Annotated in this window: 4 protein-coding genes; 1 reads left to right on the top strand and 3 read right to left on the bottom strand. The window is 39.8% G+C overall.

Features of this window, described 5'->3' with window-relative positions; translation table 11 throughout:
• Positions 1-156: 156 nt before the first annotated feature.
• From BT112_RS21395 to BT112_RS21385, 3 genes are all read right to left on the bottom strand, one after another.
• Positions 157-756 (bottom strand): hypothetical protein, encoded by a 600-nt coding sequence (locus tag BT112_RS21395; RefSeq protein ID WP_072319483.1) that lies wholly within the window; start codon positions 754-756, stop codon positions 157-159.
• A gap of 44 nt (positions 757-800) precedes the next feature.
• A complete protein-coding gene (locus tag BT112_RS21390) occupies positions 801-1,574 on the bottom strand; it encodes a GLPGLI family protein (RefSeq protein ID WP_072319482.1) in 774 nt (257 codons plus the stop codon).
• Between the two features lie 64 nt (positions 1,575-1,638).
• Positions 1,639-1,875 (bottom strand): hypothetical protein, encoded by a 237-nt coding sequence (locus BT112_RS21385; RefSeq protein WP_072319481.1) that lies wholly within the window; start codon positions 1,873-1,875, stop codon positions 1,639-1,641.
• Positions 1,876-2,332: 457 nt separating this feature from the next.
• Between BT112_RS21385 and BT112_RS21375 the strand changes: the two genes are divergently transcribed.
• Positions 2,333-3,091: a helix-turn-helix domain-containing protein gene (locus tag BT112_RS21375; RefSeq protein ID WP_072319479.1), complete on the top strand. Its 759-nt coding sequence runs from the start codon at positions 2,333-2,335 to the stop codon at positions 3,089-3,091.
• The last annotated feature ends 274 nt before the right edge of the window (positions 3,092-3,365 follow it).

Here is a 3,365-nt window from a genome sequence, read left to right as displayed (position 1 = left end):
TTGGGAACCGGATTCCCTTGGATTTAGCGGCCTCCCCTTCGGGGGGTACCCCCCGAAGGGGAGAACAATCAGACAGAGTTTAATTTACAGACCCTGATCCTGAAGAAAAAAAGGAAGTTTTTTTCGTTATATGGTTCCGTAAAAAACTTTTCGAGTTTACCGTATGGGGTACAGGCCTTCTTCAATAACATATAATTCGGGTTTACGGTCTTTGCGATCCCGGATATCTTCGGGTATGACGGTTAAAAGTTCTATTTTATAGGATTCGCATCCCGGAAAGGCCTCTGCTTCTTTTTTACCCAGCCACTTAAGAGCTTTTCTTACATAATCTTTTCGGAATTCTATGAATCCTTTGTTTTCCGGGGAACGGGTTTCATCTTCCTGCAGCTTTTCCGTATCGGCTATATAATTTGCAAGATACGAGGCATAACTTCCCAAACGCGCCATTCCGGATCTGGTTGAAAGCCCGAAATACCGATCGGAACCGATGATCTTACCCGTATCGTCAAAAAAGGTAAGCCTCAGAAATTTTTCAGTCGAAGTTTTTATACCGTAAAATCCATAACCGGTATTGGTGCCGGAAAGGATATAATACAACTCGGTCCGGGGATTTTGTTTGAAAAGATTCAGCCCGGGAACATCCGGGGCTTTGTTAAAATGATATATCCAGTAACCGTCCACGGTAGTCCAGACAGCCTGGAAAAAAATCAATAACAAATGGAACGTAAAAAAGATAATAAGTATATGTTTCTTCATACAATCTGGTTAAGATCACGATATAGGTATGGGACAAAAATCTATCAATGTGCAGCCAGAAAATTAGCCAGATCGGCCTTTTTTATTACCAGTATAGGTTCTTTATCATATCGTTTTTTTCTTTCCTTCTCCCTGACAAATTCATCGTACTTACTGCGATATAACGTATCGAAGGCTTCCGTATCATCTTTATATGTTATATTGCGTATTTGCGTAGTCCGAAAATAATCTTCAACCCATACGACCAAACCCGGTAACCCCTGATATATGGACGGACCGTTGGATATAGGTAAATCCCTGGTGTACCAGACGGTAAGCATCGGATACTTATCTTTGGCTACAGCTCTATAGCATGTAAGTCCGTCGATAGTCTTCTTTTCGCTACCCAGTTCCCAACTGATATCGCCGACCTCGCCCTCAGTAAAAAAGGTCTGATTCATAATCCATTCGTGTTTATAGGTCTTGTTTTTTGCAGATTTCAGTGCAAAAATAACCGTATCGGTAAGTGCTGCACGTATCTGAGAATCCTCCCAGCCACGGGGCCTTACCTGTACTGTAGAATCCAGAATATACACAGAAGAACGGTCTTTGAGGTTAATATACAAGCTGTAGTAATCCGTAATTCCTTTCATAAACTCGTAAAGGGATGCTTTCACTGCAGTACCCTGCATATCCTTTTGCGACAAATTATACTGGCTTACAGGACTACTGGTATATGTTACTTTTACGATTTGTCCTGCTGTTTGTCCGTAACCGGTAAAAGAGAGGCACAAAAAAGCAAAACCTGACAGAAAATATTTTCCGGGTGTAATCATCATTGATATAATGCTAAAAAAGAAAAAAACAGCATTGCTTGGAGAAAGCAATGCTGTTCAGAAAATTTTAATATAAATCCAGAACTCTGTTCTGTAATCCAAGTTCTACCTCAGTCTCCTCGGTCCAGGTTTTGGCACATTTGGAGAATGTAGTTGCCGTTTCATAATTTTCGTCACATCTCCCCGCAGCCAGAGCTGCGGAAGATACTTCATTATCCAACGAATTATCCTTCTCTACAGGAGTAAAGGCATAAGAAGACAGCCCAATAGTAATGGCTGCTACCGGAATAAGTAATTTTTTCATTTTCTTTGGTTTTTACCAGTCATAAGTAACCGGTGGTTAAACTTCATTTTTAATTATTCAATGCAATAAAAAAGATAATTCCCGTAATGATCATTTGAAAGAATAATTTGGGTTATGCTTCGATATTACAGGAAAACATTGCGAAATAATACCATGGTAATAAGCCAAAAATAAACTAAAAATGTAGTAAATTGATTACACAAAAGTATAGTTTTATGCTTTATACTTCGGATAAAGCCCATTTCTTCGGGTTTAGGCCTGCTCCTACCTACGAACCTTTACGGGGCAAATGTTTTATTCTGCCCGGTATTTCCCGGAGCCCCACTTCTCCCAAGCCAAAAATCCCGGAAATAACCGACTGTTTTTATCATGAAAGAACGTCGTTACGGTTTTCCATATACAAGTAATACCTGAAATTGATTAAATTTGGAATGACCAATCTTACAACCACTATCCTATGCCAAACCTGAACGACTTCTTCCCGTTGCGGAATACCATTCAAAAAATCACTCCGGACGATCATAAGCAGCACATGCACTATCTCGAGGCCGTAAAGGCTTTTTCCCGGATTACCTACAAGAGTATTTATGTCATCGACTATCAAAAAAAACAATTCGAATTTGTTTCGGAGAATCCTTCATTTCTCGGAGAACATTCGGCAGAAATGATCAAAGAAATGGGATATGCCTTCTACTTCAAATATGTCCCTCCCCGCGATCTTGAGCTTCTCGCACGTATCCATGTTGCCGGCTTTGACTTTTATGAACAGGTTCCGGAGGAAGAACGAAAACAGTACACGATCTCTTACGATTTTCATATCAACAACATGCGTGGAAAACCATTACTGATCCACCAGAAAGTTACCCCGCTGTTTCTCACTTCTCAGGGTAAAATCTGGAAATCTGTTTGTGTTGTTTCCTTATCGTCGGAAAAAGAACCGGGAAATGTAAAAATTGTAAAAGAGGGAGATACCAGGATCTATAATTATGATCTCCCTGGAAACTTCTGGAAGGCAAATGACCTCAAAAAGCTCAATGATCGTGAGCGACATATAGTGCTACTGTCTGCCAAAGGTTATACCATCAACCAAATTGCGGAATTCCTTTTCCTGTCTCCCGAAACGATCAAATTCCACAGGAAAAAACTCTTCGAAAAACTGAAAGTTACAAATATTTCAGAAGCTATCATTCACGTTACAAACAACAAGCTTATTTAACAAGCCCCGAAAAGCAGACAAGGATACGAACCTTGCGGTGTCTATCATACTACCGTATATGCTTTACTTTATGACAATCCCGTATTCAGTGTGAATTCCGGATAGGTCAGGGGTCAAAAATACATTTAAACGATTTTAACCGTCATTGATCGATATTATTTTCACTATAAAGGTTTCTCACCCTATATTCGAATCACCATAGCATAAGTAGGTTAAGTTCATGGTAAGATTTGGGGCAAAAAGAGGTTGTCTAAAAAGGCAGCCTCTTTTTTTT

The sequence above is a fragment of the Sinomicrobium oceani genome (assembly GCF_900119185.1).
In the GTDB taxonomy this organism is placed as follows: Bacteria; Bacteroidota; Bacteroidia; order Flavobacteriales; family Flavobacteriaceae; genus Sinomicrobium; species Sinomicrobium oceani.
The sequence above is the reverse complement of the archived record's forward strand: the minus strand, read 5'-3'. Positions and strand labels throughout refer to the sequence as shown.

Bases quoted from the DNA above. Each gene is read 5' to 3' on its own strand.
- BT112_RS21375 (WP_072319479.1), top strand. From the start codon at position 2,333: ATGCCAAACCTGAACGACTTCTTCCCGTTGCGGAATACCATTCAAAAA.
- BT112_RS21385 (WP_072319481.1), bottom strand. From the start codon at position 1,875: ATGAAAAAATTACTTATTCCGGTAGCAGCCATTACTATTGGGCTGTCT.
- BT112_RS21390 (WP_072319482.1), bottom strand. From the start codon at position 1,574: ATGATGATTACACCCGGAAAATATTTTCTGTCAGGTTTTGCTTTTTTG.
- BT112_RS21395 (WP_072319483.1), bottom strand. From the start codon at position 756: ATGAAGAAACATATACTTATTATCTTTTTTACGTTCCATTTGTTATTG.